The sequence below is a fragment of the Arthrobacter sp. L77 genome (genome assembly GCF_000816565.1).
GTDB lineage: Bacteria > Actinomycetota > Actinomycetes > Actinomycetales > Micrococcaceae > Arthrobacter_D > Arthrobacter_D antioxidans.
Genome location: NZ_JWSU01000008.1, coordinates 1,783 through 28,729, shown reverse-complemented (window position 1 = coordinate 28,729; position 26,947 = coordinate 1,783). Strand labels below are relative to the sequence as shown.

Below are 26,947 nucleotides of genomic sequence, written 5' to 3'. Positions count from 1 at the left end.
CCCGACGATCCGTGCTGGACTATTCGCCGAGGATCTCGGCGGTCTCCATCCACTGCACCTCGAGGTCCCCGATCTCCGCCTGGAGCTCCTGCAGCCGGGCGTTCAGGCCCGCGATGTGCTCGAAGTCGGCGTCGGGCCGTGCACCGGCGTCGTTCATCTGCTTCTGCGTCTTGTCCTTCTGCGCGTCCACCTTGGTGATCTGCCGCTCGATGCGCGTGAGGTCCTTGCGGGCCTGCCGCAGCTCGGCCTCGGACGAGCTGCCGGCGGACCCGCCGCTGATGGCCGGGGACGCGGCACTCCCGGTGGCCGTGAGTGGGCCGGCGGCGTTCCGCAGCTCGAGGTACTGGTCCACCCCGCCGGGCAGGTCACGCAGTTTCCCGTCACCGAGCAGCGCCATCTGGGTGTCGGTGACGCGCTCCAGGAGGTAGCGGTCGTGGGAGACCACCACGAGGGTGCCCGGCCAGCCGTCCAGGACGTCCTCGATGGCGGACAGGGTGTCCGTGTCGAGGTCGTTGGTGGGCTCGTCGAGCATCAGCACGTTGGGCTCCCCCACGAGCAGCCGGAGGAGCTGGAGGCGACGTCGCTCGCCGCCGGAGAGCTCGCTGACCCTCGTCCACTGCTTCTCGTTGGTGAAGCCGAGCTGCTCCACGAGCTGGCTCGCCGAGACCTCCTTGCCGCCGACGGCGAAGACGCGCTTCTCCGCCTCGATGACCTCGATGACGCGGCTGTCGCTGACGTCGTCGAGCTCCCTGACCTCCTGCGAGAGCACGGCGGTCTGGACCGTCTTGCCCCGCTTGAGCTTGCCCGCGGTGGGCTGGATCTCGCCGTTCAGGAGCCGCAGCAGGGTCGTCTTGCCGGAGCCGTTGACGCCCACGAGCCCGAGCCGCTGGCCGGGAGCGAGCCGCAGCGTGACCTTGTCGAACAGTGTGCGCTCGGCGCCCTCGCCGTCGTCGATGGTCAGGCTGACGTCCTCGAGGTCGAGGACGTCCTTGCCGAGCCGTGACATGGCCATCTTGCTGAGGGCCAGGGAGTCGCGGGGCTCGGGGACATCGGCGATGAGCTCGTTCGCGGCCTCGATCCGGAACTTCGGCTTCGCGGTGCGGGCGGGGGCGCCGCGGCGCAGCCACGCGAGTTCCTTCTTCACGAGCTGCACGCGCTTGGATTCGATCACGGACTCCATGCGGTCCCGCTCGGCGCGTGCCAGGACGTAGGCCGCGTACCCGCCGTCGAAGTCGTCGACGACGGCGTCGTGGACCTCCCACGTGTGGTTGCAGACCTCGTCGAGGAACCAGCGGTCGTGGGTGACCACGAGCATGCCGCCCTCGGTGGGGCGCCAGCGCTGCTGGAGGTGCCGGGCCAGCCAGGCGACGCCCTCGACGTCGAGGTGGTTGGTGGGCTCGTCGAGCATGATGACGTCGTCGTCCGCGATCAGCAGCTTCGCGAGGGCCACGCGGCGCTTCTGCCCACCGGAGAGGGAGGACACCTTCGCGTGCCAGTCCACCTCGGAGACGAGCCCTCCCATGACGTCGCGGATCTTCGGGTTGGACGCCCATTCGTGGTCCGCCTGGTCGCCGACGATGGCGCGCCCCACCTCGAGGTCGCCGTCGAGCACGTCCGACTGGTCGAGGTAGCCCACGGAGACGTCGCGCCGCTTGGTCACCCTCCCGGAGTCCGGGGTGCTGCGCTGCGCGAGGAGCCGCATGAGGGTGGACTTGCCGTCACCGTTGCGGCCCACCACCCCGATGCGGTCGCCGGCCTCGAGGCCGAGGGACACGTTGTCCAGGATGGTGCGGGTGACGAAGGCGACGCTGAGGCTTTCGGCGCCGAGAAGGTGTGCCAAGGAGATACTGCTTTCGGTTGGAACGGTGGTGCGCGGTCAGGCCGCGGATTCTGTGGCGATCCGCGCCCCGTGGGCCGGACCGTGGACGGTCATCGCCTGCAGCCCCTCGGCCCCGAGGAGCGACTCCAGTTCGGCCGCGTGGCCCGAGCTCTGGGTGAGGAAGGCGATGGTGGGACCCGATCCGGACACGATCCCGGCGAGCGCACCAGCGGCCTTCCCCGTCTCAAGGATATCGCCCAGCCCGGGGGCGAGCTCGATCGAGGCGCGCTGGAGGTCGTTGTGCAGCAGCGGGGCCAGTGTGAGGGCGTCGCCCGACCGCATGGCGCCGAGGATCGCGGGATCGATGGTCGGCTGCGGGTCCGGCTCGATGCCCTCGCGGAGGCGGATCGCGTCCAGCCTGCGGTACACCTCGGGCGTGGAGAGTCCGTAGTCGGAGGTCACGAGGACCCAGTGCAGGGGTGTCTTCGAGATGGCCGGGGTCAGCCGGTCCCCCACCCCGAGCCCGACGGCGGTCCCGCCGACGAGCGCGAACGGCACGTCGGCGCCGAGGTCCACGGCGATCCTCGCCAGCTCGTCGCGGGTGAAGCCGCTGCCCCACAGGGCGTCGCAGGCGAGCAGGGCCGCGGCCGCGTCGGCCGACCCGCCGCCCATGCCGCCGGCGATCGGCACGCGCTTGGTGATGTCGAGGTGCACGCCGGTACGCCGGGGGCTGACCTCGGCGAGGAGTTCCGCGGCGCGCACCGCGAGGTTGGTGCGGTCCAGCGGGATGGACGCGGCGGGGAGGTTGAGGATGCCCTCGCCGTTGACTCCCACGCTGATGGTGTCCCCGGCCGTCTCCGTGGCCGTGACCTCCTCGTACAGGGACACCGCGAGGAAGACGCTGGCGATCCCGTGGTAGCCGTCCTCCCGGGGCGGGCCCACCGTGAGGGAGACGTTGATCTTCCCCGGCGCCCTGACGCGCACGGACCGGGCGCCGGAGCGCATGTCGAAGGTTCTGCCCGAGGCCATACCCACCAACCTAACGCACCCGTGTTCCGCGGATCCTCCTGGGACTCCTCCCGGGACTCCTCCCGTGGCCTGCCGTGCGACCCGCCTGCGGCGTCAGTGCGTGGCGGCGGCGCCCGGGACGTCCGCGCGGGCCTCGGCGATGCGCGCGAACGCCGTGATGTCGAGGACCTCGCCGCGGGCGGTCGGGTCCACCCCGGCCGCACGGAGTGCCTGCTCCGCCAGGACCGGGCTGCCGGCCCAGCCCGCGAGGGCCGCGCGGAGCGTCTTCCGGCGCTGGGCGAAGGCGGCGTCGATGACGGCGAAGACCTCCTCGCGGGTCGCCGTGGTCACGGGCGGATCCCGACGGGTGAAGCGGACGAGGCCCGAGGCGATCTTCGGCGCCGGCCAGAACACGTTCATGCCGATCACCCCGGCCTTGGCCATGCTCGAGTACCAGGCGGCCTTCACGGACGGGACGCCGTAGGTCCTCGACCCGGGAGGTGCGGCCAGCCGGTCCGCCACCTCGTCCTGCACCATGACGAGCCCGTGGCCGAGGGACGGGAAGCGCTCGAGCAGGTTCAGGACCACGGGGACGGCGACGTTGTAGGGCAGGTTGGCCACGAGCGAGGTGGGGGCGTGCGGCAGGGAGGTCACGCGCAGGGCGTCCTCGAGGACCACGTCGAGGGCCGCGGCGCGATCGGGCCGCCACCGGGCGATGGTCTCCGGCAGCTTCCCGGCGAGGACGGGATCGATCTCGACGGCGACGACCCGCTCCGCGGCGTCGAGCAGGCCGAGGGTGAGGGACCCGAGGCCGGGCCCCACCTCGAGGACGGTCTCGGCGGGGCCGAGGTTCGCGGCGGCGACGATCCGGCGGATGGTGTTGCCGTCGATCACGAAGTTCTGGCCGAGGGTCTTGGTGGGACGGATGTCCACCTCGGCTGCCAGGCGGCGGATGTCCGCTGCTCCGAAGAGGGGTGCGGGCGGGCCGGCGGCGGGGGGCGTGGTCACCCTGCCATCGTATCGGTCCGGATGTGCCGGAGTCGGCGACGCCTGGTGGAGCCCCTGGTCTCAAGGGGGGCTCCGGGCGCCGCCGACCCACTGGGTGGTCCCCCGGCTGGGGAGGGAGACCACCGGCCTGCCGCCGGCTTCCGGTCTCAGGAGAAGGGCGGCGGGAAGGCATCGCCTGCGCCGGTGCGACGCGGCGGGCAGCTCTGCCTCCCTGAACACTACGGAGGCGCCCGGGGCCCGGCACGCGTGCCGACCACCCGAGTGCTCCGGACGGACACTCGCGTGGCGTCCGCGCGCCACCCGTTTTCCGGGCGTCCCGGTACGGTCCTGCCCGCCCGGTCAGTCCCAGCTGCCGTAGACGGCTTCGGTGTTCGCCGTCAGCCGGGCGCACAGGGCGTCGAGGTCGGTGTCGAGGATCCCTGCCATGGCCCGCACGGTGTACGGCACGGCGTAGGAGGCGTTGGGCCGGCCCCGGTACGGGTGGGGGGTGAGGAACGGGGCATCGGTCTCGGTCAGCACCAGCGCGGGATCGGCCACGAGGAGGGCCTCGCGCAGGTTCGCGGCGTTCTTGAACGTCACGGTGCCGGCGAAGGACATGTACCAGCCGTGCTCGTTGCAGGTCCGCGCGAGATCGGCGTCGCCCGAGAAGCAGTGCAGCACCACGCGGTCCGGCGCGGTGTCGGAGAGCAGCGTCGCCACGACGTCGTCGTGCGCCTCGCGGTCGTGGATCTGCAGCGCCCTGCCCAGGCGGCGGGCGATGTCGATGTGGCTGCGGAAGGACGCCAGCTGGCTGCCCCGGCCGTCCTCGCCCGTGCGGAAGTAGTCCAGGCCCGTCTCGCCGAGGGCGCGGATGCGCGGGCCGGCCGCGAGCTGCTCGATCTCCGAGAGGGCGTCGTCGAGCGTTCCCGCCGCGGCCAGCAGCGGCGCCTCGTTGGGGTGCAGGGCCACCGCCCCGAGGAGCCGGCGGTCCTGCTCGACGACGGCCGCGGTGAAGCGCGAGGACGCCAGGTCCGTGCCGACCTGCACCGCGCCCCGCACCCCGGCGGCCCCGGCGGCATCGAGGGCCCCGCCGATCGACACCTCCACCGCCCCCTCCTGGAAGTCGAAGTGCGTGTGGTTGTCGATGACGGGCACCGGCAACGGCTCCGGCAGCGGCAGGTACGCCCCCTTGCGGCGCCGCCGGGCAGCCGGGGTGTCGCCGCCGGCACCGTCACCGCCGTCGGGCATCCCCGCCTGCTCCGGTTCGCGGTAGGCGGGCGGTATCTCCCCCACGGCGTAGGGGTGACGGACGGGCAGGGTGCTGGTACACATGGCTCCCAGCCTAGTTGTGGTACGGAACTAATCGCCCGGGAAGCAAGTTGAGCTAGTAACCTGTTGAATCATTCAGCTCGGTCTGTCCTGCCCCGCGCCGGAACGGCCGCTGCCGTTCCCTGCGTGTCGAGCGATCCCGGCCCTCCGGCGCCGCTCGGCGCGGCAGCCGCACGCATGGAGGGTACCCATGGACGTCCAGCACAACATCGCCGAGGTGGCTGCGGACCCGCGGCTCGTGACGGCGCCGGATCCGGACGCCGCCGGCTTCTACGACATCGCCACGCGCATCCTCGACTCCATCCAGACGGTGATCGACGGCAAGCCCGAAGCCGCGCGGCTCGCCCTGACGGTCCTCCTGGCCCAGGGCCACCTGCTCCTCGAGGACGTGCCGGGGGTCGGGAAGACCCTGCTCGCGAAGACCCTCGCCCGGACGATCGACTGCACCGTGAACCGCATCCAGTTCACCCCGGACCTGCTGCCCTCCGACGTCACCGGGGTCTCCATCTACAACCAGGACTCCCGGCGGTTCGAGTTCCGGCCCGGCCCGGTCTTCGCGAACATCGTCATCGGCGACGAGATCAACCGCGCCTCGGCCAAGACGCAGTCGTCCCTGCTCGAATGCATGGAGGAGCACCAGGTGACCGTGGACGGGCACACGCACCCGCTGGGTGACCCGTTCATGGTGGTCGCGACGCAGAACCCGATCGAGATGGAGGGCACCTACCCCCTCCCCGAGGCGCAGCGCGACCGCTTCATGGCCCGGATCTCGATGGGCTACCCGGACGCCCGCGCGGAGGCCGACATGCTGGAGACCCACCAGTCCGTGTCACCGCTCGCAGCCATCCGCCCGGTGGCCGACGTGAAGGACATCGCCGGGATGATGCGCCAGGTTCGCGAGGTGTACGTCTCGCCGGCCGTCAAGGACTACACGGTGGCCCTCGGCCGGGCCACCCGCGAGCACCCGCGGCTGCGGCTCGGCGCGAGCCCGCGGTCGCTGCTGCAGCTGCTGCGCGCCGCGAAGGCCGGCGCCGCCCTGGAGGGCCGCGACTTCGTGCTCCCCGACGACATCGCGGCCATCGCCGACGCCGTCCTCGCCCACCGGCTGCTGCTCGACCGCAAGGCCACCAGCGCCGGGGAGACGGCGTCGAGCATCGTGGCGGACGTGCTCTCCCGCGTGCCCGTGGCCCGGGAGGCGCCCCGGCGATGACGCTCCCCCGTCCCGGCACCCCCACCTCCTAGCGTCCGGCGGCCCTGATGAACCTCATCGAGAAGCTCCCCTCGGACGTCCTCACCGTGCGCGGGTGGGGGTTCGTCCTCAGCGCCGTGGTGGCGCTGCTCTCCGCGCAGGTCCTCGGCCGCCGGGACCTCCTCTACGTGGGGATCCTGCTGCTCGCCCTGCCGCTGGCCTCCGTCATCGTCCTCCGGCTCGTCAAGCCGCGGTTCACGGTGGGCCGCCGCTTCCAGCCGCAGACCATGGAGATCGGCTCCACGACCACCGTCACGCTCTCCCTGACGGCGAGCGTCGCGGGCGGGGCGAGCATCGCCATGGAGGAGCAGCTCCCTGCGCGGTTCGGCCAGGCGCCCCGGTTCAGCTACCCCTCGCGCAACCCCACCCGCGACGGCGTCTCCCTCTACGAGTACCGGATCCGCTCCGCCTCGCGCGGCGTCTACGAGATCGGGCCCGTCACGGCCGAGTTCACGGACCCGTTCGGCCTCGCGAGGTCGCGCCACGTCCTCGGCACGGCGGACCCGCTGGTCGTCACCCCCGCGCCGGTCGAGCTGCTCGTCTCCGCGCTCGCCGGGTCCCGCGGGAACGACGGCATGGCCGCGACACGACGCCAGGCCAACCCGAGCGACGACGACGTCATGACGCGCGAGTACCGGCACGGCGACTCCCTGCGGCGCGTGCACTGGGCCGCGACGGCGCGGCACAGCGAGCTCATGGTGCGCCAGGAGGAATCGGTCACCACACCGCAGGCCACCCTGCTGCTGGACCAGCGGCACCACAGCTTCAGTACCGGGTTCGGCGCGGTCTTCGGCGGTGACGGGTCCGCCGACAGCGCGCTGTCCACGTCGCCGACCTTCGAGTGGGCCGTCACCGCCGCCATGTCGATCAGCGCGCACCTGCTCGAACGCAGCTACGCCCTGCGGTTCCTCGACCAGCAGGGGTCGCCCGCCCTCCTGCACTCACCCTCGGCGCCGTTCCCGTCCGAGGAGGAGCACCACGGGCAGGGCGCCATCGAGGGCATCGCCGAGGGACTCGCGGCCCTCGAACTCGCCCCCGAGGCGGGGCACCGCGCGCAGGGCCACACCGACCACGCGGGCAGTACCGCCGTGCAGTCGGGCGAGGCGGCGCGCAGCGCGATGCGCCGCGTGCGCCGGCGGGCGGCCGAGGCACCCGCGAAGAGCCCGCACACCAGGACCCTGCACGCCGCCTTCGGCGACGACCTGCTGGACCGCCTCGCCGCGACCGGGCACCGCGGGCCGCTGATCGCCGTCCTCGGCCTGATCACCGCGGAGGATGCGCGGGCCCTTGCCTCGGCCTCCGACTACGGCTCACCGGCCTACGCCATCCTCGTCACCGACCGCCCCGCCGAGTCCCAGCCCCAGCTGGACATCCTGCGCGAGGCGGGCTGGCATGCCACGGCGGCCTCGCCCTCGGCCAGGCTGCCCGTCGTCTGGGCCGGCCTCGAGCACGCCGTGGGCCGGGCATCCGCACACGCCTCCTCGAGCGCGGGCTCGACGCCGCGCGGGCGGTCCGCCCACGGCGCCGTCCCCGGGGGGCGGGCATGACCGCCACCCTCTCACGCCCCGCGCCGGCCCAGGCTCCCCCGGCGTCGCCGCCCGCGCCCCCGGCCGACCCCTGGCACTGGGCCGTCACGGGTGCCGTGCTGCTCGCCGTGCTCGCCGCCTCCACCAGCCTCAACGGCGTCGTCGAGCCGTGGACGTGGCTCGGTCCCGTGCTCCGGACGCTCGTCCCCGTGCTCCTCGCCATGGCACTGACCCGGACCCTGCGCCTGAACGGCGCCGTCACGGCGCTGGTCGGGGTGCTCGCGCTCGTCGGGGTGCTGACGGCGGGGTTCTTCCCGCGGCAGAGCATCCTCGGCGTCATCCCCGGTCCGGGGACCCCGCTGGAACTGCAGCGCCTCCTCGACCAGGCGGAGGAGACCGTCGTCTCCCAGGTGGCGCCCGTGCTGCCGGGAGCCGGCCTCGTCCTGGTCCTGTGCGCCGCCCTGGGGCTCATCGCCATCATCATCGACCTCGTCTCCACGACCCTCGGCATGCCGGCGGCGAGCGGCCTCGGGCTCTTCACGATCCTGGTGACCCCCGCCGTCGTGAAGCCCGACGGCGTGGGGATGCCCGCGTTCGTGGCCACCGTGCTGGCCTTCCTGTTCCTCCTGGCGCTCGCGCAGCGGCGGGAGGACCGCCTCGCCTCGGGCGGCGCGCGCGCCTCCACCGGCTTCGCGGGCCGGAGCGCGATCATCGGCGCGGCGGCACTCGCCGTGACGGTGGCCCTGCCGACGACCATCCCGGGGTTCACCTCCGGCACCTTCCCGCAGGGCGCCCGGCTCAACGTGTGGGGCACCGCCACCGGGCTGAACCCTGCGGTGACCCTCGGCAACGACCTCCGTAACCCCACCGGCTTCGGCCGCATCACCTACTCCACCAACTCGGACGCGCCCCTGTACCTCCGCGCGGTCACCCTCGAGGACTTCAGCGGCCGGCGCTGGGAACCGGACCAGCGGATCAACGACCGCGAGACGGGCGTGGCCGACATCGGGGCCGAGGACGGCACGCCGGAGGACCTGCCCCGGAGCAGCACCGTGTCCACCCGGGTCACCACGCAGAGCTACGCGAGCCCCTGGCTCGTGGCCCCGTACGCGCCCACGGGCGTCACGAACCTCGCCGGGGCGTGGGCCTGGGATCCTGCGAACCTCTCCATCCTGTCCACCGACGGCGGGTCGACCGCACGCCAGGAGTACCTGGTGCAGAGCCGCGCCGCGGACCTGACGCGCGAGGGGCTCGGCGTGATCGGGCCCTCGGACCCGGACGCCGTCGCCGAGGTCTTCACGGCGCTGCCGGAGGACACCCCGGAGATCGTCAGGACGAGGACCGCGGAGGTCACGGACGAGTTCGTGAACCCCTACGACAAGGCCATCGCCATCCAGAGCTACCTCCGCGGTCCCGACTTCTCCTATTCGGTGGAGGCCCCCGTGGACGGCGGGTACGACGGCAACGGCATGGATGTGATGGCGCGCTTCCTCGAGGCGAAGTCCGGGTACTGCGTGCACTACGCCGGCACCATGGCGGTCATGGCCCGGGCGGCGGGCATTCCCAGCCGCGTGGCGATCGGCTACACCCCGGGCAGCCCCACGGGCGACACCGAGGAGGGCCCCGAGGGCACGGAGCTCCGCGAGTTCGTGGTCGATTCCCGCAACGCGCACGCGTGGCCCGAGCTGTACTTCGAGGGCGTGGGCTGGGTCCAGTTCGAGCCCACGCCGTCCCGCGGCGTGGTGCCCGCCTACGCGCAGCAGGCGTTCTCGCCGGTGGGGCCGCGGGCGGACGATTCCGACGCGCTGAACCCGGGCGGCAATCCGCCCGTCCCGGACGGGTCGGCGTCCGCGACGGACCCCGCGCAGGACGAGGGGCAGGCCGGGGGCGGGGCGGCCGAGGACGAGGCCCGGTCCGTGACCGGCGCCCTGGTGGGCCTCGGCGCCGTGCTGCTCGCCCTGCTGCCGTTCCTGCTGCGGACGGCGAGGACCCGCGCCCGACGCCGCACCGTCGTCGTCCGCGAGGCCGCAGGAGGCACGGACGACACGAACGGCAGGGGCCTCGACGGGGCGGCGACCGCGGCCTGGGCCGAGACGACGGAGATCGCCGGTGACTACGGCCACCGGCTGGAGCCCACCGACACGCCCCGCACCTTCGCCGGGCGGCTCACCCGCGACGCCGGGTTCGACGGCGACCCCGCCACGTCCCTCTCCCGCCTGCGTGCGGCCTACGAGTTCGAGGAGTACGCGGACCACGGCGCCGGGCCCGCACCGACCTCGACCCGTGCGCGACCGGCAGCCGCACCGCGCTGGGACGACGTCGACACCGTCACGCAGGCGCTCCGGGCGGGCAGCACGTGGTCCACCCGGGTCAGGGCGCGGATGTTCCCGCAGTCACTGCTCAACCGGTTCCGGGGCAGCGGGCGCCGCTGACGCGGACCCCCCTGGCGCACGACGGCCGGCACCCTCGGGTGCCGGCCGTCGTGTGCCGTCCGGGACGTCCCGGGGTCCTAGGAGGCGTAGGGGTCCGCGATCCCCACGTACTGCGTGTACAGGTACTCCTCGATGCCCTCCGCGCCGCCCTCGCGGCCGAGGCCCGACTGCTTGACGCCGCCGAACGGTGCTGCGGCGTTGGACACCACGCCGGCGTTGAGGCCGAGCATCCCGGTGTCCAGCCGCTCGCCCATGCGCAGGCCGCGGTTGAGGTCGCGCGTGAACACGTAGGCGACCAGGCCGTACTCGGTGTCGTTTGCCAGTTCCACCGCCTCGTCCTCGGTGCTGAACGTAATGATCGGCGCCACGGGGCCGAAGATCTCCTCCTGCATGATGCGCGAGGACCGGGGCACGTCCTTCAGCACGGTGGCCTGGTAGAAGTAGCCGTCGCCCGCCACGGGGGCGCCACCGGTGACGGCGACCGCGCCGTCGCCGACGGCCGCGGTCACGAGCTCGTGGACCTTGTCGCGGCTCTTCCGGTCGATCAGCGGACCCAGCTTCGAGGCCTCCTCCGTGCCGCGCGCCGGGGTCATGCCCTCCATGCGCTCGGCCAGGGCGGCGGCGAAACGGTCGGCCACCGACGCGTGGACGATGAAGCGGTTGGCGGCCGTACAGGCCTCGCCCATGTTCCGGAGCTTCGCCAGCATCGCGCCGGTCACCGCGGCGTCGAGGTCGGCGTCCTCGAACACGACGAACGGCGCATTGCCGCCGAGCTCCATGGAGGTCCGCAGGACGTTCTTCGACGCGGCAGCAAGGAGGTTGCGACCCACCGGGGTGGATCCGGTGAAGGAGAGCTTGCGCAGGCGCGCATCCTCGATGAGCGGCCCGGTGACGTCCCCGGCGGTGGTGGTGTTGACGATGTTCAGCACACCGGCGGGCAGGCCCGCCTCCTGCAGGACGGTGGCGAACAGCGAGGACGTGAGCGGGGTCAGGTTCGCGGGCTTGAGCACCATGGTGCAGCCTGCGGCGATGGCCGGTGCGATCTTCCGCGTCGCCATGGCCAGCGGGAAGTTCCACGGCGTGATGAGCAGGCACGGCCCCACGGGCTTCTTGCTCACGAGCAGGCGGGACTTCCCGTCGGGCGAGACCGAGTACCGGCCCGAGGTCCGGACGGCCTCCTCGGAGAACCAGCGCAGGAACTCCGCACCGTAGGTGACCTCGCCGCGCGCCTCGGCCAGCGGCTTGCCCATCTCAAGCGTCATCAGGAGGGCGAACTCGTCGGCGCGCGCGGTGACCAGGTCGAAGGCACGCCGCAGGATCTCCCCCCGCTCGCGCGGGGCGGTGCGCGCCCAGTCGGCCTGCGCGGCGACGGCGGCGTCGAGCGCGGCCATGCCGTCCTCGGGGGTCGCGTCCGCGAGCGTGAGCAGGGTGCGGCCGGTCGCCGGGTCCTCGACGTCGAAGGTGGCACCGGACGACGACGCCCGCCATTCCCCGTCGATCAGGAGCCCGGTAGGCACCTTGTCGAGTACTGCCTTCTCCTGGTCGGCGGTGACAGCCATTGTGAGCTCCTTCGCGAAGATTCGGGGCGCGCCCCGACGGGGCATTCCCGCTCACGCTAGACCGCGCGATGAACGGGTGTCCAGTAGAGGCTGCACCACGGAACGGGCTTCCCCTTGGACGAATGCACAGCGCCCGGCGCTCCGGTCAGCGCGCGGCGATCACCGCGGCATACAGTTCGCGCTTGCTGACGCGGGCCTCCTCGGCGACCGCCGCCACCGCGTCCTTGAGGCGCATCCCGCCGTCCATGAGGGCATTGACCTCCGCCACGTGGTCCTCGGGCCGCGAGGGCGGAGCCTCCGGGGCTCCGGCGAGGACCACGGCGATCTCGCCGCGCACCTCGTTCTCCTGCGCCCACTGGAGGAGCTCGAGGACGGAGCCGCGGATGACCTGCTCGTGCACCTTGGTCAGTTCGCGGGCCACGGCCGCCTGCCGGTCCGAGCCGAACGCCTGCTGCAGCGAGCGCAGCATCGCCTCGAGGCGGTGCGGGGCCTCGAAGAACACCATGGTGCGGCGCTCCGCGGCGAGGTCGGCGAGGCGCCCTGCGCGCACGCCCGGCTTGCGGGGCAGGAACCCCTCGAAGCAGAACCTGTCGGTGGGCAGCCCGGACAGCGCGAGCGCCGCGAGCACCGCGGACGCGCCGGGCACCGCGGTCAGGTCGAGGCCCTCGGCGACCGCGGCCTCGACCAGGCGGTAGCCGGGATCCGAGACCGAGGGCATACCGGCGTCGGTCACCATCAGCAGGGTCGCGCCGTCCCGGACGAGGTCCAGCAGCTCGGGCGTGCGCTCGGCCTCGTTGTGCTCGTGGTAGCTGATGACCCGGCCCGTGACCGTGACGCCGAGCGCCTGCACCAGGCGGTGGAGCCGCCGGGTGTCCTCGGCCGCGACGACGTCGGCGGTGTGGAGCAGGCCGATCAGCCGTTCGGTCGCGTCGCCCATGTTGCCGATGGGCGTCGCCGCGAGGACGATCCGCCCCCGCCCGCTGTCGTCGCCCGCAGTGCCGCGGTACGCCGTGATGGGAGCCCGGACGGCGTCGTCGGGCTGGTCCGCCCCGGACTCGTCCGCAGGCGCCTGCGTCCCGGGCACCGAGGGGTCCTCCCGGTCGGAGTCGGGGGCGTCGTCGTCGAGTGGCTGGTTCACCGCACCAGCCTAGCGCTCCGCGCGGCCCGGCACGCGGCCGGGTGCGGAGCCCACGCCGCCGCCGCCGGTAGCATGGCAGGGTGAGCCCCACCGCCGTCCGACCCCGACGGGACAGCCCCCAGCAGGCCGGATCCTGGGTCCTCGCTCCCTCCCTCGCCTTCACGCGCGACGCCCTGCTGGCCCGCCTCCTCGGCGCTGCGTCCCCCGGCGGTGCCCTGCGCTGGGTCCTCCCGCTGGCGGTGGCCCTGCTCGGCGGGATCCTGCGCTTCGTCCGCCTGGGCGAGCCCGGCTCCCTCGTGTTCGACGAGACGTACTACGTGAAGGACGCCTACTCGCTGCTGCAGTCGGGCTACGAGCGCGAGTGGCCGGAGGACGCCAACGACTCCTTCAACGCCGGCACCCCCGACGTCCTGCTCGCCACCGCCGACTACGTGGTCCACCCGCCGGTCGGCAAGTGGATGATCGCCGTCGGCATGCTGCTGTTCGGCGCGGACAACGCGTTCGGCTGGCGCTTCTCGGCCGCCGTCGTCGGGACCCTCTCGGTCCTCCTGCTCGCCGTCGTGGCCCAGCGCATGTTCGGCTCGGCGCTGCTGGGGGCCGCGGCCGGGCTGCTCCTCGCGGTGGACGGCCACCACCTGGTGCAGTCGCGCACCTCCCTCCTGGACATCTTCCTCAGCTTCTGGCTCCTCGCGGCGTTCGCGGCGCTCCTGCTGGACCGCGACGACGGACGGCGGCGCCTCGCGGACAGGCTCGCCGCGCCGGCGCCAGGAGGCCGGCCCACCCGCCTCCTGGCGCCGGCGTACGGCCCCTTCCTGGGCTTCCGCCCGTGGCGCCTCGCGGCCGGGGTGTGCCTCGGGCTCGCCCTCGGCACCAAGTGGTCCGCCCTCCCCTTCATCGCCGCCTTCGGCCTCATGACGGTCGCCTGGGACATGAGCGCACGGCGGATCGCCGGGGTGCACCACTGGCTCGCGGGGGCCGCGCTGAAGGACGGCCTGCTCGCCTTCGCCTGCCTCGTCCCCGTGGCCGCGCTCACCTACCTGGGCTCCTGGACGGGCTGGTTCCTGTCCTCGGACGCCTACGACCGCACCTGGGCCGGGCAGAACCCGTCGGAGCAGTGGGGCTGGCTGCCGGACGGGCTCCGCTCCCTCGCCGAGTACCACCGCAGCGCCTACACCTTCCACCAAGGCCTCGGCTCCGACCACCCGTACGAGGCGAGCGCCTGGTCGTGGCTCGTGGTGGGCCGCCCGACGTCGTACTTCTACGAGAAGCCGGCCGGCTGCGGGGCGGACGCCTGCTCGCAGGCCGTGACCGTGCTCGGCAACCCGCTCATCTGGTGGAGCGCGGCACTGTCCCTGGTGGTGCTCCTGTTCTTCTGGCTGGGCCGCCGCGACTGGCGTGCCGCGGCCGTCCTCACCGGCGTCGCCGCAGGCTACCTCCCCTGGTTCCTGTACCCGGAACGCACCACCTTCTACTTCTACGCCGTGGCCTTCGAGCCGTTCCTCGTGCTGTCCCTCGTCTACTGCCTCGGCCTCGTGCTCGGCGGGCCCGCGGCGGACGGCGCCCGGCGCCGGACGGGTATCGTGCTGGTGGGCCTCTTCCTGGCCGCCGCCGTCGCGCTGTCGGCCTACTTCCTGCCCATCTGGACCGCCGAGGTCATCCCCTACGACCAGTGGCGCGACCGCATGTGGCTGCCGAGCTGGATCTAGGGCCGCGGCCCACCCCCGAACCATCCGGGCATCTCCGGAACGAAAGCGAGCCATCGTGCGCGAAGCCATCACGGACCTGCTGGTCGACCTCCCGGCGACCAGCAACACCACCGACCTCCTGCTGCGGACCCATGCCGCCGAGCCGGGGCGGGCCCTGTACGCGGTGCGCTCGGGGGCGCGGTGGCAGGACGTCTCGGCGGCCGAGTTCCTGCAGCAGGTGACGCGCGTGGCCAAGGGCCTGGTGGCACACGGCGTGCAGCCCGGCGACGCCGTCGCCGTCATGTCGGGGACACGCTACGAATGGACGCTCGCCGACGTCGCGATCTGGTTCGCCGGGGCCGTCACCGTCCCCATCTACGAGACCTCCTCCGCCCACCAGGTCGCGTGGATCCTGGAGGATGCGCAGCCCGCCGTCGTGTTCGTCGAGGACGAGTCCAGGGCAGGCGTCGTCCTGGACGCCGCGGCCCGGGCGGGCCGGGCGGAGGCGACCTCCGTCATCCGGCTGGCCCGCGAGCCACTGGAGGGCGTGACGGGCCTCGCGTCGCTCGGCGAGGCCGGCGCGGCGGTGTCCGACGACGCGCTCGAGGCAGCCCGGTCCTCCCGCGGCCTCGCGGACGCCGCGTCCATCGTCTACACCTCCGGCACCACGGGGCGGCCGAAGGGCTGCGTCATCACGCACGGCAACTTCGCGCTGTTCGCCGTCAACACCCTCGAGTTCCTACCCGAGTTCCTGCAGCAGGAGAACGCCCGCACCCTCATGTTCCTGCCCCTGGCCCACGTGCTGGCGCGTGCCGTCCAGGTGGTGTGCTTCACAGGGGGGATCACGCTGGCGCACTCCGGCTCGGCGGCGCAGCTGCTCGAGGACCTGGGGACGTTCAGGCCGACGTTCCTGCTCGCCGTCCCGCGCATCTTCGAGAAGATCCACGCCACGGCGGGCCGGCGCGCGGCGGAGTCCGGCAGGGGCCGGCTCTTCGAGGCCGCCGAGCGCACCGCCGTCGCCTACTCGCGGGCGGTGGACGCCCGCGGCCGGGGCGGGCGCGGGCCCTCCCCCGCCCTGCGGGCATCGCACGCGGTCTTCGACCGGATGGTGTACCCGCGGCTGCGGGACGTCTTCGGCGGCGAGGTCACCTACACGGTGTCCGGGGCCGGCCCGCTCAGCGAGCACCTGGCCCACTTCTTCCGCGGCGCCGGGATCCTGGTACAGGAGGGCTACGGCCTCACCGAGAGCACCGCCCCGTGCACCGTGAACACGGTGTCCCTCACGCGGGTGGGATCCGTCGGCATCCCGATGCCGGGCACCAGTGTGCGGCTCGACGACGACGGCGAGGTGCAGGTGAAGGGCGCGGGCGTCTTCGCCGGGTACCTCCACGACGACGCCGCGACGGCGGAGGCGTTCACCCAGGACGGCTACTTCAGGACGGGCGACCTCGGTGCGCTCGACGAGGACGGCTTCCTGACCATCACGGGGCGGAAGAAGGACCTGCTCGTGACCGCGGGCGGCAAGAACGTGGCGCCCGGCCCCCTCGAGGAGAAGCTCCGGGAGCACGCGCTCGTGGGCCAGGCCGTCGTCGTGGGCGAGGGCAGGCCGTTCATCGCGGCGCTCATCAGCCTGGACCGCGAGGCCCTGGAGCCCTGGGCCGCGGCGCGCGGCCGGGCCGAGCTGACGGCGGAGCAGGCCGCCCGGGACGCCGACGTCCTCGCCGAGCTGCAGTCCGCCGTCGACGCCGCGAACGCCACGGTCTCGCGGGCCGAGCAGATCCGCACGTTCAGCGTGCTCGACGTCGAGTTCAGCGTCGAATCAGGGCACCTGACGCCCACCCTCAAGCTGAAGCGGGCCGCCGTCGTCGCCGACCACACCCGGGCGATGGACGAGCTCTACGCCCGGCGGTAGCCGTCAGGAGGCGTCGAGCGCCTCGCGGCGCCGCGCCTGCGCTGCGTCCTGGGCCATCATGGAACGGTCACGGCGGGCCTTCGTGGGCCAGGTGAGGACGAGCGTGAGGAGGGTCGCCGCGAGCACGACGACCGCGACCGTCACGGCGGAGTCCGTCCAGAACTGCTCGGGGAACAGCCGGATGAGGGTGTCGTCCACGCGGAAGGTCCAGGTGCCGTCCGCGAAGAATAGGGCGTGGACCTGCGTGAAGAAGGTCTCCCACGCGAGGACGGCCAGCACGGTCAGGACGGCGATGCCGACCAGCGTCAGCACCGCGCCGGAGAACAGCGCCCGGCGGATCCCGCCCCTGTAGTGCCGTGCGAGGTAGACGCAGGCCAGGACGGCGAGGACGAGGAGCACGAGGGCGATGAAGAAGGACAGCCCGAGGACGCCCTTCACATCCGCCATGTGACCCACCTCCGACGCGAGGAACAGCGGCTCGCCCTCGGGCGTCACCAGTCCCCCGAGGTACCGCGGGGGCGCGAAGTTCAGCACGTAGTCGAGCGCGTACGAGCCGTAGGTCATGCGGTCGTCCAGCGAGAACCCGAACCGGTCGGCGGGGAACCCGGGCCGGTGGTACTCGAGCCACAGGAACGACGACGTCGCGACGGCACGGATGGCGGCGTCGCCCGGGGCCGGGTCGTCGGGGAGTGGAAGCCACACGCANCGCTGTCCGGCGGGCGCACGGAGAGTGCTGCCGTGCCCGTGGACGGTTCGGCGGCGGCCTGCGTGTGGCTTCCACTCCCCGACGACCCGGCCCCGGGCGACGCCGCTCCTGCCGCCACCGCGGCCGCGACCGGGACTCCTGCAGGCTCCGGCTCCTCCACGGGCTCCGACGGAGCGTCGTCCACGACCGGGGCAGCGTCGTCCCCGACCGGGACAGCGTCCTCCCCGGCCCGGGCAGCGTCGTCCTCACGTCGGGGAGCGTCCTCCCCGACCCGGGCAGCGTCGTCCTCACGTCGGGGAGCGTCCTCCCCGACCCGGGCAGCGTCGTCCCCGAGCCGGGGAGCGTCGGCGTCCGTCTCGACCGCAGCCGCGCCGGGGGCGTCCGGGCCTACCCCGTCCGCGCGGGATGCGCCGGAGGCGTTCGGACGGGTGCTGTCGGTCTCTGCCACTGCTTCTGTCTCCTTGATGGGTGCCGCCGGTGCCTGCATCCGGCGTCTTCCGACACTACCGGGCGTTCGGGTGCGCTGCCGGGAGGCTCCCCGCACGCCTGCCGGTCAGGCGGTGAGGACGGCGTCTCCCCGGTCGACGACGCCGAGGTCGCCGCGGTGCCCGGCCTCGACCGCGCGCCGTCCGAGGATCAGGGTGTACGCCCAGTAGGCGGCGAAGACCAGGAATCCGATGGTGAGGCGCAGCCACGGCGGCAGCCCGCTCGGCGTCACGAACCCCTCGACGAGTCCCGAGACGAGCAGCACCAGCACCAGCCCGAGCGCGACCGTGATGAGCGCGCGGCCCTCCTCCGCGAGCGCCAGGGCGCGTGGCCTGCGCCCTGGCGCAACCCAGGCCCAGAAGATGCGCAGCCCCGCGGCGGTGGCGACGAAGATGGCCGTGAGTTCCATGAAGCCGTGCGGCAGGATGTAGACGAAGAAGGTGTCGAGCCGGTCGTAGGACGCCATCATGCCGGCGGCCATGCCCACGCCCTGCGCGTTCTGGTACAGGATGACCACCGGCCAGATGCCGGTGACGCCGAACGCCACCGCCTGCAGCGCGATCCAGGCGTTGTTCGTCCACACCAGGCCGGCGAAGGAGGCGGCGGGGTTCTCCGAGTAGTAGTCGACGAAGTCCTCCTCGACGTAGCGTCGGAGCTCCTCGTCCGGCCCGAGCGCCTGGATCACCCCGGGCGTGCCCACCCAGGAGGCGTAGAGCCAGGCCACCGCGACGAAGAGCACCCCGACCACCGCCGTGAGCCACCGGATGCGGTAGAACGCGGCGGGCAGGGAGAGGACGAAGAACTGGGCGATGTCCTCCATGGTGTTGGACCTCGCCCCCGTGAACCGGGTGCGGGCGCGGGAGAGCCGGGTGGACAGCGCCCCGGACAGCGTGCTCTCGGGGTCCACGGACCGGATGATGGACAGGTGCGTGGAGACGCGCTGGTAGAGGACCAGCAGTTCGTCCGCCTCCGCACCGTCGAGCCTCCGCCGGCCCACGAGTTCGTCCAGGCGTTGCCAGTCGCTGCGGTGCACGGCGATGAATGCGTCAACGTCCATGGGCCAACCCTATAGTCACGGCGGCGTCGCCGAGCGGCAACGGCACGACGGCGCTACGCTGCTGGGAGGGAGCACGGGACCACCAGGTCCCGTCACGGTCGCCAGGGGGACATGCATGAGTTCGGTCGTCACCGGCGAGGCCGTGGTCCTCGAACTGAAACCGGCGGGCTTCGCCGCCCGCGGGCTGAGCGTCGTCATCGACATCCTCGCCCAGATCGTCCTCGCGGTCCTCCTGCTGCTGCTGATCGGGAACCTCCTCGACGGCGTCTTCGACCCGGCGTTCACGACGGCCCTCGCCCTGGTCGTCGTCGTGCTGATCCTCCTCGTCCTGCCGGTGACGGTGGAGACCCTGACCCGCGGGAAGTCGCTGGGCCGCCTCGTCATGGGCCTGCGGATCGTGCGCGACGACGGCGGGGCGATCCGCTTCCGCCACGCCTTCATCCGCGGCATGCTCGCGATCCTCGAGATCTACCTGCTCGTCGGTTCGCTCGCGTTCCTCGTCTCCCTGTTCAACGAGCGCTCGAAGCGCCTCGGCGACCTGCTCGCCGGGACCTATGCGATGCGGGAGCGCGTGGTCGCCCGGCCGCGGGCGGTCCTCGTCATGCCCCCACGCCTCGAGGCCTGGGCGGCGACGGCGGACATCGGCCGCCTGCCCGACGCCCTGGCCCGCAGGATGTCCCAGTTCCTGGCGCAGGCCCCGCGCCTCACGCCGTCGGCCCGCGCCACGCTCGCCGTGGACCTGGCGGCCGAAGCGAGCCGCCATGTGCGGCCCGTACCCCCGGCGGACACGCACCCGGAGGAGTTCCTGCACGCCGTCGTCGCGGCGCGCAGGGACCGCGACTACGCCGCGATGATGCGGCAGCGTACCCGGACGGAGTCGACGGCGAGGAGGCTCCACACCCTGCCGTTCGGCCAGGGCGCGGAGCCTGCGGGTCGTGGCGGGCCGGACGGCCCTACGGCTGGTTGACCCACTCGTCCCACGGGACGTTCCAGTCGCCGAAGCCGTCCCAGACGTACATGGGGCCGTAGTCCGTGTTCAGGATCTGCACCACGTCCCCGGTCGCGAAGGTGTCGTAGAAGTACTCGGCGCCCTCGGGTGACATCCCGATGCAGCCGTGGGAGACGTTGAAGTTGCCGAGGGCCACCTGCGCGGCGGGCAGCGCCTCGTGCACGAACGCTCCGCCGTTGCTCAGCCGGCTCGCGTGGTTCACGATCGTGGGAGGGTAGTAGGCCGGGTCGCCCGGTTCCAGGCCGATCGACTCCGCCGTGAACCGGGTGCTCTCGTACTGCTCCATCACCACCATGTAGCCCTCGGTGGAGGGCCAGTCCTCGGTGCCGAGGGTGATCGGGAAGGTGGCGTCGAGCTTCCCGTCGAGGTACACCTCCATGGTCTTGGTGGTGTTGTCGACGACGGCCAGGCGCGTGTTGTGCGTCTTCACGGTCCTGGTCGTGTCGCCGTTGCCGATCATGCCGTTGCCGAAGTCGACGCCGAACAGCCTCGACTCCACCGTGATCGTGCTGTTCGGGGCCCAGAACGTCTCGGGGCGGTAGCGGGCCTTGGTGTCCGAGAGCCAGTAGAAGGCGCCCGGCTGCCCGCTCGTACTGGTCACGGTGATGGCCTTCTCCACGGCGTCCCGGTTGGTCACCGGCTCGCTGAAGGTGAACTCGAGCGGCTGGCCCGTGCCGACGGTCGCGCCGTCCAGCGGGTACATCGCGGAGTCGGCCTCGTTCGCGGGTTCCACCGTCGTGAAGGTGGAGGTGCCGCGCCGGGGCTCTCCGGCGGAATCGCGGGCGGCGTAGGAGAATTCGTACTCGGTGTCGAAGGCGAGGCGGCCGGTCGCGGCCCAGCTCGTGCCGTCGTCGGACAGGGTGCCGGCGACGGGCGTGCCGCCCGCCCGCGGGACGAGCTCGACGGCGTCGAGCGTCCCCCCGGTCACCGTCACCGCGGCCGTGGTGACGGGATTGACCGAGGACGCCCTGTCCGTGGGCGTGAGTCCCACGCCGAAGTCCTCGGCCTGCGGCCCGGCCGGCGTGGTCGCCGCTGTGCCCGGGGCGTCGGACGCTGCGGCCGGGGACGACGTCGAGGACGGCTCCGGATCACCCCAGGGCGAGGCCGTCGCGATACCCACGCCGGCGCTGACGGCGACGACCGCCGCGGCGCCGATCGCTGCGATCGTCCAGCCCTTCCGGCTCCCTGCGGCCCTGCCCGATCCCTGCTTCGTGCGCATGCGTCCAGCCCTTCCACGTCATTACCTCTGAGCGGACTGTACGTGACGTGACGCGCCTCACCGCGGAGGCGGCAGGTGTCGGACACGAGAACGGCTGCTGTCGGCGCCCGGAGGCACCGGCAGCAGCCGCCCCGACACATCGGCCGCCGGCTAGTAGCGGTACTGCTCCGGCTTGTACGGACCGGCGACGTCGAGGTCCAGGTACTCGGCCTGGCCCTTGGTCAGTTCCGTGAGTTCCACGCCGAGCGCGTCCAGGTGCAGGCGGGCCACCTTCTCGTCGAGGACCTTCGGGAGGACGTACACCTGGTTCTCGTACTCGCGGTTGCCCTCGGCGTCGTCCTGCCCGAACTTCGTGTACAGCTCGATCTGGGCGATCGTCTGGTTGGCGAAGGAGTTGCTCATGACGAACGAGGGGTGGCCCGTGGCGTTGCCGAGGTTCAGGAGCCGGCCCTCGGACAGCATGATGATGGAGTGCTGCTCCACGCCCGCGGCCTCGTCGGCGGGGATGACCCACTCGTGCACCTGGGGCTTGATCTCGATCTTCTCGACACCGGGGATGCGCCCGAGGCCTGCGATGTCGATCTCGTTGTCGAAGTGGCCGATGTTGCCCACGATGGCCTGGTGCTTCATGCCCGCCATGTGGCGGGCCATGATGACGTCCTTGTTGCCGGTGGTCGTGATGAAGATGTCGCCCTGCGCGAGCACCGACTCGAGCTTCGCGACCTGGTAGCCGTCCATCGCCGCCTGCAGTGCGCAGATCGGGTCGATCTCCGTGACGATCACGCGGGCGCCCTGCCCGCGCATGGCCTCGGCCGCGCCCTTGCCGACGTCGCCGTACCCGCACACGACGGCGACCTTGCCGCCGATCAGCACGTCGGTGGCCCGGTTCAGGCCGTCGGGCAGCGAGTGGCGGATCCCGTACTTGTTGTCGAACTTCGACTTGGTGACGGAGTCGTTGACGTTGATCGCCGGGAAGAGGAGCTTGCCCTGCGCGGCGAGCTGGTAGAGGCGGTGCACGCCCGTGGTCGTCTCCTCGGTGACGCCCTTGATGCCCGCGGCGATCGCGGTCCACTTCTGCGGCTCGGACCCGATCGTGGAGCGGACGGTGTCGAGGAACACGGTGTACTCGTGCGAGTAGTCGGCGTCGCCCTCCTGCGGGTTCGCGGGGACCGCTCCGAGCGCCTCGAACTCGGCGCCCTTGTGCACCAGCATCGTGGCGTCCCCGCCGTCGTCGAGGATCATGTTCGGGCCGAGGCCGTCCGCCTGGCCGGGCCAGGTGAGGATCTGGGTGGCGGTCCACCAGTAGTCCTCGAGGGACTCGTTCTTCCACGCGAACACGGGCACACCGGCGGGTTCCTCGACGGTGCCGGCGCCCACGACGACGGCCGCGGCGGCCTCGTCCTGGGTGGAGAAGATGTTGCAGGACGCCCAGCGCACCTCGGCGCCGAGGGAGGTCAGCGTCTCGATGAGGACGGCCGTCTGCACCGTCATGTGCAGGGACCCGGCGATGCGGGCTCCCGCGAGGGGCTGGGATTCGGCGAATTCGCGGCGCAGGGACATGAGTCCGGGCATCTCGTGCTCGGCCAGGCGGATCTGGTGGCGGCCGGCCTCGGCGAGTGAGAGGTCGGCAACTTTGTAGTCGAAGGTCATGGTGTCCTGGTCCTTGGAGGTTCGGGAGGGCTGGGGTGCGGCGGGCCGGGTCAGGCGCGTGCGCCGTCGTCGAGTGGTTCGTGGCGGAGGAGCACGGGGATGCCCTCGTCGAGCACGTAGGTCAGCCGGGTGCCGTCGGGCCCCGGTGAGGAGGAGCGGAGGACGCGGCCCTCCTGGAGGAGCTTCGACCCCGTGACGGGGCAGCGGAGGACGTCGAGCAGTCGGGAGGGGAGGTTCGCCACAGGGAGCTCTTTCGCTCGGGAGGGATGGGGATTCTACCCCCGAGTCTACCGCGGCCGCGCCGGCCCGGATCGGACGGTCCGGGCGGGGCAGGGCCGTCCCGTCAGGGTTCCCGCAGGATCCTCAGGTGGCCGCGCCGGGGGCCGCTGACGCCGGCCGGTGGTTCCATGGGTGCCCTGGTGCTGCGGGGTCCGACCGGCGGGGCCTCCACGGTGGGCTCCGCGGCGGCTTCCCGCACGGCGTCGGCCAGGGCCAGGAGGTCGTCGGAGTTGTGCTCCGGCGCGGCGTCGGGGAGCGTCAGGCGGACCACTTCCCAGCCGCGGGGCACGGTGAGGCGTTCGGCGTGGGCCGCGCAGAGATCGTAGGTGTGGGGTTCGGCGTAGGTGGCGAGGGGACCGAGGACCGCCGTCGAATCCGCGTAGACATAGGTCAGCGTGGCCATCGCCCGGCGGGCGCAGGCCGATCTGGAGCATTGACGGAGTGATCCCACGATGTTGAAGCCTACCGGGGATCGGCCGGGGAGAGAGCCGTGACGCGCCCCGGCGGTCGCGGCGCCACCGACGACACCCCAGGACGACACACCAGGACGACACCCGGGGGCGGGAACCCCACAGGGTGCCGTCGCGGGAGTGCGGGCGGGGCGGTCGAAGGCTTAGAGTCGTTGCATGCAGGATGCTCCCACACTCTCGGTGAACCTCACCGATCCGGCGGCCGCAGACGAGCGTCCGGCGCGGTCGTTCTACGAGCGCCGACGCAATCGCCGGGGACGCGGTATGCGCGGCGACCTGCTCCCGCAGTACCTGCCGGGTGCGCGGTCGCGGTCGGAGCAGTTCGACGACTGGGTGATGGAGTCGGCGCAGCGGCTCGAACGCCTGTGGGGCGAGCGCATCCAGGACGTCCAGATCATGGTGCAGGAGATCCCGGACGGCCTCGAGGACATGACGCCCGAGTCGCTGCGGGGCCTCCTGGGATCATGCTCCCCCGCCTCGCCGAACCGGCCGGCCGTCATCACCATCTACCGGCACCCGGTGCTCATGGCCGCGAGGAGCGTGCTGTCCGTCAACGAGCTCGTGCACGACGTCGTCGTGGAACAGACCGCCGAGCTCATGGGTCTCGCCCCCGAGGCCGTCGATCCCGCGTACGGGCGCTCGCAGGCCTAGCAGCCCGGACCGTCCCGGCACCGGCCCCTAGTACCCGAGATCCACCGGGATGCTCTGCGGACCCGTCGCACCCGCCGGGATGCCCGCGACGGAGATCCCGCTCCTGTCCCCGGGCAGTGTCATGACCTGCGCCCCGTACACCGGGTCCCCGGTGGCGTCGACGATCACCGCGACCGGCGAGCGACCCACGGACGACGACGGCACGGTCACGGACGTCCCTCCCGCGATGCCGATCACCACGGGCTCGCCCAGCACGCCGTCGGCCTGGACGGGTGTCAGGGTGATCTCTCCCCTGCCGTCCGGCGCGCCCAGGACCAGGGCGGTGTCCACGCCCTCGGCCAGCGCCACCACGTGGTCGCTGCCGAGGCGGGCGGCCGCCGGGGCTCCCGCGAGGTCCACCGGCTCGCCGTCGTCGATCCCGCGGGTCACGCGTGCGGCAGCGACCACCGAGACGTCGGAGGTGACGGCGACGGTGTAGTTGCCTTCCGGGAGCGCGTCGAGGGGGACGCTCGTCACGGAACCGGCCGCGGCGGTCACCACTCCCCCGCCGGGCAGGTCCACCTCGCCGGCCGGTCCGGACACCTGGATGTCGAGCACGGCGTCGCTCGACCCGGGGACGAGCACCTGCAGCGCGGGGGATGCGGCGCCGTACCCCTCCTGCTCGCGGATGCGGCGCGCCGTTGCGGCGTCCTGCACGACGACGCCGGGCACCACCTGGGTCAGGCCTGCCGGAGCGCTCGGCGACAGGAGTTCCACCCCGCCGGGCGTCAGGCCGCGCAGGACGCTCTGCTGGATGACGCCGCTCACGCGTCCGCCGTCGCTGCGCACGCGCACGGCCACCCGCTCCTGGTTGCCGGCGAGTCCGGCCAGCACGATCCGCCGGGTCTCCCCGGGCGCCACCAGCCGACCGCGGGTCCCTGCCGCCACGAGGGGGCCGTCGGGCCCGAAGAGCTCGAGCGACACCTCGGCCGGCGTGCCGGTGGGATTGGTCAGGGTGAGGACGGAGGACTGCCCCACGGTGGTCGCGGCGCCCAGGAGCCAGAAATCGCTGGAGGGCACCTGGCAGGCGGTGGCTGCCAGCCCGCGGAGGTCCCCGTCGGCGGCGGTGTAGGTGGCGGTCGCGGCGGCCGCCGGGGTGAGCCCGCCCTGCGCCTGGGCGCGGAGGACGGTCGGGGCGTCGACGGCGACGCCCCGGGTCACTCCCGCGACGCGGTCCGTCAGGCCGTCCTCGCCGCTGCCGGCAGGGACGTCCGGGGAGTCCCCGGTCGCGAACTCCCGGATCAGGGCCAGCGGTTCCTCCCCGCCGACGGGCAGCAGCCCGCTCCCCGTCACGGTGGCGCCCAGGTCGCTGAGCACGACGCCGGACACCGTGGTCCGCGCGCCGGCCGACGCCGGGCCGAACTCGGGATCGGCGCCGTCGCCGTCGCCGTCGCCGACCGACTCGACCAGTCGCGGCGGCGCAGGGCACACCGCGGTGTGGTCAGCGGCCGGAACGGCGGCCGCCGGGATCCCGACGTCGGTCCCGGGGCCCGCGGGCAGGCCGGCGATGACGTTTCCGGAGGCGATCGCCGCCGTGGCCGCGAGGAGGACCACGCCGGTCGCGGCGCCCAGGGCAGTGCCGAGGCGTGTGGGCCCGCGGACGCCGGCCGCCCTGTCGCGGGCGACGGCGCGCGCCGCGACGGCCGTGTCCGCCGACCGGGTGGTGTCCGACTGCATGGCATCCGACCGAATGGCATCGGCCGTCCGGTCGGTCTTCCGTCCCCGGCTCATCTCGCCCCGCTTCCACTCGTCGCCGGCTGCGGGCCGGCACCGGCCGGCTCGTCGTCCCTCCGGCCGTCCCGGGGGATGCCGGACACGGTGTCGTCGGAGGATGGACGAGGGAAGGCCTGGCGCGGTGGGTGGCCGCCCTTCGGCCGCACGACCGCGGGCCGGGACGGCACGGGGATGGCGAGCAGCAGCGTCAGTCCGAGGACGATCGCCTGGAGCCCTTCGGCCCACGGCTGGTAGGGGCTCGTGTAGGAGAGCTCCACCCTGCCGCCCGCGGCGGGCAGCGCGAAGGCCTGCTGCCAGCCGTCGGACACGGGCTCGAGCCGTCGGCCGTCGAGGCTCGCGTGCCACCCGGGGTCGGCCTCCTCCGCCAGGACGAGGCGCCGGCCCTCGGCGCCCACGGGGACCGCACCGGCCGCATCCACGTCCGACGACGGGACGAGCGACTCGGTCCGGCCCTCGGCATCGACGACCCGCACCCGGGCCGTGGGATCGCCGGCGTCGTCCGTGCCGCCGTCGAGCGGGTCGGGAACCACGCGCCAGAGGCGCCCCGCCTCGGTGTCGCCGACGGCGGTGAGGCCGGGCACGGCGTCGATGCGGCCGCTGAGGAAGTCCCCGGCGGCCTCGGACTGCCGGAGGACCACGAAGCCGACGCCGAGCTCGCGCAGGTCGCCGCGCGGGTCCGCGCCCGTGGCACCGACGATCACGGCGACGCTCGTGCGGAGGAGCCGGGCGGACTCGCCGTCCTCCCGCAGGGTCACCTGCCCTGCGCCCTGCAGGGTGCGGGCGGCGTACAGCGGGTTGAGGGCGTCGAGGGTCGTCCCGGCGCCGCGTGTGAGGGCGGCGCCGACGGTGTCGTCGTCGTCGACCGTGACGACGAGCGTCCGGGTGCGGTCGGGGCCCGTGCCGCGGTCCGCCGCCGTCGCGGGCAGCGGACGCCCGGCCACGGGCTCCAGGCCGATCCCCGTGCCGAAGACCGAGGAGTCGGCTCCCGCGGCGGGCGCCTCCT

General features: G+C 73.1%; 20 protein-coding genes and 1 pseudogene. 7 read left to right on the top strand and 14 right to left on the bottom strand.

The genetic code is table 11. The features are described from left to right. Positions 1-19 precede the first annotated feature (19 nt). The 4 genes from RY94_RS15120 to RY94_RS15105 all read right to left on the bottom strand — a co-directional run bounded on the left by RY94_RS15120 (position 20) and on the right by RY94_RS15105 (position 5,062). Positions 20-1,840, bottom strand: a complete 1,821-nt coding sequence (locus RY94_RS15120; RefSeq protein ID WP_043447165.1) for an ABC-F family ATP-binding cassette domain-containing protein — start codon at positions 1,838-1,840, stop codon at positions 20-22. Between the two features lie 36 nt (positions 1,841-1,876). Then, complete coding sequence (locus tag RY94_RS15115) at positions 1,877-2,848, bottom strand: 4-(cytidine 5'-diphospho)-2-C-methyl-D-erythritol kinase (RefSeq protein WP_052274463.1); 972 nt, start codon at positions 2,846-2,848, stop codon at positions 1,877-1,879. A gap of 93 nt (positions 2,849-2,941) precedes the next feature. Next, positions 2,942-3,835: a 16S rRNA (adenine(1518)-N(6)/adenine(1519)-N(6))-dimethyltransferase RsmA gene (rsmA, locus tag RY94_RS15110; RefSeq protein WP_043447162.1), complete on the bottom strand. Its 894-nt coding sequence runs from the start codon at positions 3,833-3,835 to the stop codon at positions 2,942-2,944. Between the two features lie 339 nt (positions 3,836-4,174). Then, on the bottom strand, positions 4,175-5,062 hold the full coding sequence (locus RY94_RS15105) for a TatD family hydrolase (RefSeq protein WP_043447161.1): 888 nt from the start codon (positions 5,060-5,062) through the stop codon (positions 4,175-4,177). A gap of 271 nt (positions 5,063-5,333) precedes the next feature. Between RY94_RS15105 and RY94_RS15100 the strand changes: the two genes are divergently transcribed. From RY94_RS15100 to RY94_RS15090, 3 genes are read left to right on the top strand one after another with little or no spacing between them, the layout of a single operon-like run. Then, positions 5,334-6,353, top strand: a complete 1,020-nt coding sequence (locus RY94_RS15100; protein WP_082046417.1) for an AAA family ATPase — start codon at positions 5,334-5,336, stop codon at positions 6,351-6,353. Between the two features lie 47 nt (positions 6,354-6,400). Further along, the gene (locus RY94_RS15095; RefSeq protein ID WP_052274462.1) at positions 6,401-7,939 is read left to right on the top strand and encodes a DUF58 domain-containing protein; all 1,539 of its coding nucleotides are present in this window, start codon (positions 6,401-6,403) and stop codon (positions 7,937-7,939) included. Then, complete coding sequence (locus tag RY94_RS15090) at positions 7,936-10,350, top strand: DUF3488 and transglutaminase-like domain-containing protein (RefSeq protein WP_052274461.1); 2,415 nt, start codon at positions 7,936-7,938, stop codon at positions 10,348-10,350. Before RY94_RS15095 ends, RY94_RS15090 begins: the two co-directional genes overlap by 4 nt. A 77-nt stretch (positions 10,351-10,427) precedes the next feature. Here the strand turns inward: RY94_RS15090 and RY94_RS15085 are convergent, their stop codons facing one another. Together RY94_RS15085 and rsmI are read right to left on the bottom strand one after the other, a co-directional pair. Next, a complete protein-coding gene (locus RY94_RS15085) occupies positions 10,428-11,909 on the bottom strand; it encodes an NAD-dependent succinate-semialdehyde dehydrogenase (protein ID WP_043447158.1) in 1,482 nt (493 codons plus the stop codon). 145 nt (positions 11,910-12,054) lie between these two features. After that, positions 12,055-12,924 carry a 16S rRNA (cytidine(1402)-2'-O)-methyltransferase gene (rsmI, locus tag RY94_RS15080; RefSeq protein WP_052274513.1) on the bottom strand — a complete coding sequence of 290 codons (870 nt, stop codon included), beginning with the start codon at positions 12,922-12,924 and terminating at the stop codon, positions 12,055-12,057. A gap of 203 nt (positions 12,925-13,127) precedes the next feature. On the opposite strand from rsmI, the gene RY94_RS15075 reads away from it, so the two are divergent. Continuing rightward, positions 13,128-14,753, top strand: a complete 1,626-nt coding sequence (locus RY94_RS15075; RefSeq protein ID WP_043447155.1) for a dolichyl-phosphate-mannose--protein mannosyltransferase — start codon at positions 13,128-13,130, stop codon at positions 14,751-14,753. A gap of 55 nt (positions 14,754-14,808) precedes the next feature. Continuing rightward, positions 14,809-16,644, top strand: coding sequence for an AMP-dependent synthetase/ligase (locus tag RY94_RS15070; protein WP_043447153.1), 1,836 nt, complete (start codon positions 14,809-14,811; stop codon positions 16,642-16,644). A 3-nt stretch (positions 16,645-16,647) separates the two neighbouring features. Here RY94_RS15070 and RY94_RS15065 read toward each other — a convergent pair whose 3' ends face one another. Beyond that, entirely contained in the window at positions 16,648-17,346 is a 699-nt protein-coding gene (locus RY94_RS15065) for a DUF1461 domain-containing protein (protein WP_052274460.1), read from the bottom strand. A gap of 557 nt (positions 17,347-17,903) precedes the next feature. Further along, positions 17,904-18,893: a stage II sporulation protein M gene (locus RY94_RS15060; protein WP_043447151.1), complete on the bottom strand. Its 990-nt coding sequence runs from the start codon at positions 18,891-18,893 to the stop codon at positions 17,904-17,906. A 115-nt stretch (positions 18,894-19,008) separates the two neighbouring features. On the opposite strand from RY94_RS15060, the gene RY94_RS15055 reads away from it, so the two are divergent. Beyond that, positions 19,009-19,860 (top strand): RDD family protein, encoded by an 852-nt coding sequence (locus tag RY94_RS15055; protein ID WP_052274459.1) that lies wholly within the window; start codon positions 19,009-19,011, stop codon positions 19,858-19,860. Here the strand turns inward: RY94_RS15055 and RY94_RS15050 are convergent. From RY94_RS15050 to RY94_RS15035, 4 genes are all read right to left on the bottom strand, one after another. Further along, positions 19,847-21,121 carry a L,D-transpeptidase gene (locus tag RY94_RS15050; RefSeq protein WP_043447149.1) on the bottom strand — a complete coding sequence of 425 codons (1,275 nt, stop codon included), beginning with the start codon at positions 21,119-21,121 and terminating at the stop codon, positions 19,847-19,849. The genes RY94_RS15055 and RY94_RS15050 overlap by 14 nt on opposite strands. Before the next feature lie 150 nt (positions 21,122-21,271). Continuing rightward, positions 21,272-22,771: an adenosylhomocysteinase gene (ahcY, locus tag RY94_RS15045; protein ID WP_043447146.1), complete on the bottom strand. Its 1,500-nt coding sequence runs from the start codon at positions 22,769-22,771 to the stop codon at positions 21,272-21,274. A gap of 50 nt (positions 22,772-22,821) precedes the next feature. Next, a complete protein-coding gene (locus tag RY94_RS15040) occupies positions 22,822-23,013 on the bottom strand; it encodes a hypothetical protein (RefSeq protein ID WP_043447144.1) in 192 nt (63 codons plus the stop codon). A 101-nt stretch (positions 23,014-23,114) separates the two neighbouring features. Then, the gene (locus RY94_RS15035; RefSeq protein WP_043447141.1) at positions 23,115-23,501 is read right to left on the bottom strand and encodes a DUF3499 domain-containing protein; all 387 of its coding nucleotides are present in this window, start codon (positions 23,499-23,501) and stop codon (positions 23,115-23,117) included. Between the two features lie 175 nt (positions 23,502-23,676). On the opposite strand from RY94_RS15035, the gene RY94_RS15030 reads away from it, so the two are divergent. Next, a complete protein-coding gene (locus tag RY94_RS15030) occupies positions 23,677-24,171 on the top strand; it encodes a metallopeptidase family protein (protein ID WP_043447138.1) in 495 nt (164 codons plus the stop codon). Between the two features lie 27 nt (positions 24,172-24,198). Here RY94_RS15030 and RY94_RS15025 read toward each other — a convergent pair whose 3' ends face one another. Further along, positions 24,199-25,887: a DUF5719 family protein gene (locus tag RY94_RS15025; protein WP_043447620.1), complete on the bottom strand. Its 1,689-nt coding sequence runs from the start codon at positions 25,885-25,887 to the stop codon at positions 24,199-24,201. Between the two features lie 50 nt (positions 25,888-25,937). Next, positions 25,938-26,947, bottom strand: a pseudogene (locus tag RY94_RS15020) (glycosyltransferase family 2 protein); the annotation flags it as partial.

Bases quoted from the DNA above. Each gene is read 5' to 3' on its own strand.
- RY94_RS15115 (WP_052274463.1), bottom strand. From the start codon at position 2,848: ATGGCCTCGGGCAGAACCTTCGACATGCGCTCCGGCGCCCGGTCCGTG.
- RY94_RS15105 (WP_043447161.1), bottom strand. From the start codon at position 5,062: ATGCCCGACGGCGGTGACGGTGCCGGCGGCGACACCCCGGCTGCCCGG.
- RY94_RS15100 (WP_082046417.1), top strand. From the start codon at position 5,334: ATGGACGTCCAGCACAACATCGCCGAGGTGGCTGCGGACCCGCGGCTC.
- RY94_RS15095 (WP_052274462.1), top strand. From the start codon at position 6,401: ATGAACCTCATCGAGAAGCTCCCCTCGGACGTCCTCACCGTGCGCGGG.
- RY94_RS15090 (WP_052274461.1), top strand. From the start codon at position 7,936: ATGACCGCCACCCTCTCACGCCCCGCGCCGGCCCAGGCTCCCCCGGCG.
- RY94_RS15085 (WP_043447158.1), bottom strand. From the start codon at position 11,909: ATGGCTGTCACCGCCGACCAGGAGAAGGCAGTACTCGACAAGGTGCCT.
- RY94_RS15060 (WP_043447151.1), bottom strand. From the start codon at position 18,893: ATGGACGTTGACGCATTCATCGCCGTGCACCGCAGCGACTGGCAACGC.
- RY94_RS15055 (WP_052274459.1), top strand. From the start codon at position 19,009: ATGAGTTCGGTCGTCACCGGCGAGGCCGTGGTCCTCGAACTGAAACCG.
- RY94_RS15050 (WP_043447149.1), bottom strand. From the start codon at position 21,121: ATGCGCACGAAGCAGGGATCGGGCAGGGCCGCAGGGAGCCGGAAGGGC.
- ahcY (WP_043447146.1), bottom strand. From the start codon at position 22,771: ATGACCTTCGACTACAAAGTTGCCGACCTCTCACTCGCCGAGGCCGGC.
- RY94_RS15030 (WP_043447138.1), top strand. From the start codon at position 23,677: ATGCAGGATGCTCCCACACTCTCGGTGAACCTCACCGATCCGGCGGCC.
- RY94_RS15025 (WP_043447620.1), bottom strand. From the start codon at position 25,887: ATGCAGTCGGACACCACCCGGTCGGCGGACACGGCCGTCGCGGCGCGC.